Origin of the sequence: Stenotrophomonas sp. Sm10 (genome assembly GCF_030985515.1) — a bacterium.
GTDB classification, from domain to species: domain Bacteria; phylum Pseudomonadota; class Gammaproteobacteria; order Xanthomonadales; family Xanthomonadaceae; genus Stenotrophomonas; species Stenotrophomonas hibiscicola.
Genome location: NZ_JAPTFO010000155.1, coordinates 1 through 3,351, shown reverse-complemented (window position 1 = coordinate 3,351; position 3,351 = coordinate 1). Strand labels below are relative to the sequence as shown.

The following is a 3,351-nucleotide window of genomic DNA, read 5'->3' as shown; positions in this document are numbered from 1 at the left end:
GGCGGGGACGCCGCAAGTACGTCCGTGTAGGCTTAGCCGCGGCATCCATGCCGCGGATACCCCGCCGCCCGACACCGCCCCGCCTCTGATAGATCGCGGCGCACCATTGCTTTGGTAGGTGTCGACCTTGGTCGATACACATCCACGCCACGCGTGGATGCAAGCGAAGCGACCCGCTTTTGATTTTGACTTTTCTTTTTTTGATCTTCCGTGGCGGTCGTGCACGGAAACTGTCAGAGGCCGGGCGGGTGGGCTGCGCAGGGGCGTGAGCCGCATGGATGCGGCGACCGAGCTTACATGGACGTACTTGCAGCGCCCCCTGCGCAGCCCACCCGCCCGGCCAAACCACGGCTTTTGATCTACGCGACCAACTCCGCCACGAGGGGCTCAGCCGTTGGCCTTCGCCTTCGCCTCGCGCGCGGCCTGCTGCTCGACCAGGGTCAGTGCCACGTTGTCGCGCAGGTAGGCCGGCTCGACCTTCTCCGGTGCAATGGCTTCGCCGCGGGCGAACGCCGGCACCGCCAGTGCGAGCACGTCAGACGCACGCGGCAATGCCGTGGCGTCGAATCCGCGCAAACCTGTGCCGAGCTGCGCGACCAGCGCACCCTCGGCTGCGGCGAACCCGGTACCGACACCGTAGGCCGACAGCCCTTCCGGCAGCGCTACCGCAGCGGGTGCGCACACGCGTTCGGCATCGCGTGCCACCGGCAGGCCGTCCACACGCTCGAAGCGCGCAACGTACAACTCTCCCATCCGTGCGTCGATCGCCGACAGGATCTGCGTTTCTTCCGCCGGTGCCCGCAGCGCCAGCACCTGCAGCGTCGAGACCGGCAGCAACGGACGATCCAGCGCCAGTGCGATGCCCTGCGCGATGGCGATCGCCAGGCGCACGCCGGTGAAAGCACCAGGACCGCGGCTGAGCGCGATACCGTCCAGCTGGCGGCGGCTGATGCCGGCTTCGGCCAGCAGCGCCTCGGCCCACGGTAGGCTCAGTTCGGCATGCCGGCGCGGGGCGATCTCGAAACGTTCCAGTACCTGTCCATCGACATGCAGGGCAACGGAACAGGCTTCGGTGGCGGTTTCAAAGGCGAGCAGTTTCATCGGATCAGGTCAGAACAGGGGGAACGTGACACCGGGCGCCGGCTCCGGGCCCGCCGCGGCGGCGGCGGTCGGAACGGCATCATCGGCCACGGGCGCCCATTGTGGCGTAAAGAAGGCCTGCACATCGGCCAGGCTGCGGGTGCGCCGGAACGGCGGCAGCGACTCAAGAAAGACCCGGCCATAGCCACGGTTGAGCAGGCGCGGATCGCACAGGACCAGCACGCCCCGGTCGCTTTCGCTGCGGATCAGGCGGCCAACGCCCTGCTTCAGGGCGATCACCGCCTGCGGCAACTGTTCGTCGCGGAACGGATTGCCGCCCTGGCTGCGGATCGCCTCCAGGCGTGCCTCGTAGACCGGGTCGTCCGGGGCCGCGAACGGCAGCTTGTCGATCATCACCACGCTCAATGCTTCGCCGACCACGTCCACGCCCTCGCGGAAACTGGCCGAGCCCAGCAGCACCCCATTGCCCGATTCGCGGAAGCGCTGCAGCAGCGTCGCACGCGGCGCCTCACCCTGCACGAACAACGGCCATGGCCCATCGCGCAGTGCCTCGGCGGCCTCACGCAGGGCGCGATGCGAAGCGAACAGCAGGAACGCCCTGCCCTGCGAGGCCTGCAGCACCGGCCGCAGGGTCTGGATCAGCGCGGTTCCGAAACCCCGCGCGGCCGGATCGGGCAGGCCCTCGGGCAGATAGCACAACGCCTGCTCCGGCCAGTTGAACGGGCTGGGCTGGACCAGCGTATGTGGATCGTCCAGGCCCAGGCGGGTGGCGATGTGATCGAAGCCGCCTCCAACGGTCAGTGTCGCCGAGGTAAAGATCCATGCGGCGCGACTGCGTTCGCGATGCTCGCGCAACGGGCCGGACACATCCATCGGCGTGCGCTGGCAGCGGAAACCACGCGGCGTGAGCTCATACCAGAGCACATCGGTGGCATTGCCGGTGTCCGCAGGATCAGTATCGAAGTCGAAGGCGGGTTCGTCATCGCCCAGCCAGCGACCGAGCCGCGAAACCGCCTCACGCGCCCGCGCATGGCAGGCATCCAGGCCCGCCGCGGCTTCGCGCAGCGGCTGCAAGGCCTGCTCCAGCGTCACCAGCCCTGCCATCACCGTGTCGAAGCCATCGCGCACCTGCGGCATCGTCAGCGCACGCCACTGCGTGCCGCGCGGCGGCAGCCCCTCCATCGCCGAACGCAACGCCAGCAGCGCCTGCTGCAAGTGGTCGACCGGTTCCTGCAGCGCCGACTGCGCCCCCCCGACGCCGCGCGCTTCGGCCAGGCAGTCGCGGCCCAGCTCCTGCCACGGGCGCATGCCGAAGCCTTCGCCGAAGAACTGCGCGGCCAGTTCAGGCAACTGATGCGCCTCGTCGATGACGAAGGCCTGCACCCCCGGCAGCAGCTCACCAAAGCCATCCTGCTTCAATGCCAGGTCGGCCAGCAGCAGGTGATGGTTGACCACCACTACGTCTGCCGCCTGCGCACGTTGCCGCGCACGCACCACGAAGCAGTCTTCCCAGAACGGGCAGTCGGTGCCCAGACAGTTGTCGACGGTGGAGGTGACCATCGGCAGCAGCGGCGAATCATCGGCCAAACCGTCCAGTTCGGCGATGTCGCCGAACTCCGAGCGTCCGGACCAGGCCAGGATGCGCTGGAACTGCGCCGCCTGTTCTGTGCTTGAGAAGCGCGGCTCGCCCCGCGCCTGCTGCAGGCGGTAGCGGCACAGGTAATTCGAACGTCCCTTCAGCAGCGCACTGCGCAGGCCGACACCGAGTGCCTGGCGCACACGCGGCAGGTCGCGGTGGTAGAGCTGGTCCTGCAGCGCGCGGGTGCCGGTGGAGATGATGGTGCGCAACCCGGACAGCAGCACCGGCACCAGGTAGGCGAACGTCTTGCCGGTGCCGGTACCGGCCTCGGCCAGCAGCAGGTCACGCTGCTGCAGCGCATCGGCGATGGCTTCGGTCAGGCGCAGCTGGGCCGGGCGCGGGACGAAGGCGTCCAGATGCGAGGCGAGCGCGCCGCCGTCGCTGAGGGCTTCGCGGCTGGCATGGACAAGGTCGGACATCAGAGGGAAAGGATACCCGGCCGGGCGCTGCCCGGCACCCGTTTCAAGCCAGGGCAACAGCAACAGCGGTATCCATGGCTCTGGGTTTTTACGTGCTGGGCAGGCCGGGAGGGGCAGGCAGGACACGCCGTAAACCCATCCATGGGGGCTCGATGGCGCCATGGATGGCGCCAACGGTCCTGCCTCTGTCTC

At 68.5% G+C, this 3,351-nt stretch carries 2 protein-coding genes; both read right to left on the bottom strand.

Annotation, left to right across the window (positions count from 1 at the left end; genetic code table 11):
* Positions 1-387: 387 nt before the first annotated feature.
* Positions 388-1,101 (bottom strand): tRNA (adenosine(37)-N6)-threonylcarbamoyltransferase complex dimerization subunit type 1 TsaB, encoded by a 714-nt coding sequence (gene tsaB / locus O0J15_RS20535; RefSeq protein ID WP_180877684.1) that lies wholly within the window; start codon positions 1,099-1,101, stop codon positions 388-390.
* Positions 1,102-1,110: 9 nt separating this feature from the next.
* Positions 1,111-3,159, bottom strand: coding sequence for an ATP-dependent DNA helicase (locus tag O0J15_RS20530; protein WP_308306222.1), 2,049 nt, complete (start codon positions 3,157-3,159; stop codon positions 1,111-1,113).
* Positions 3,160-3,351: the final 192 nt, after the last annotated feature.

Coding starts and splice junctions, on each gene's coding strand:
- tsaB (WP_180877684.1), bottom strand. CDS start 1,101: ATGAAACTGCTCGCCTTTGAAACCGCCACCGAAGCCTGTTCCGTTGCC.
- O0J15_RS20530 (WP_308306222.1), bottom strand. CDS start 3,159: ATGTCCGACCTTGTCCATGCCAGCCGCGAAGCCCTCAGCGACGGCGGC.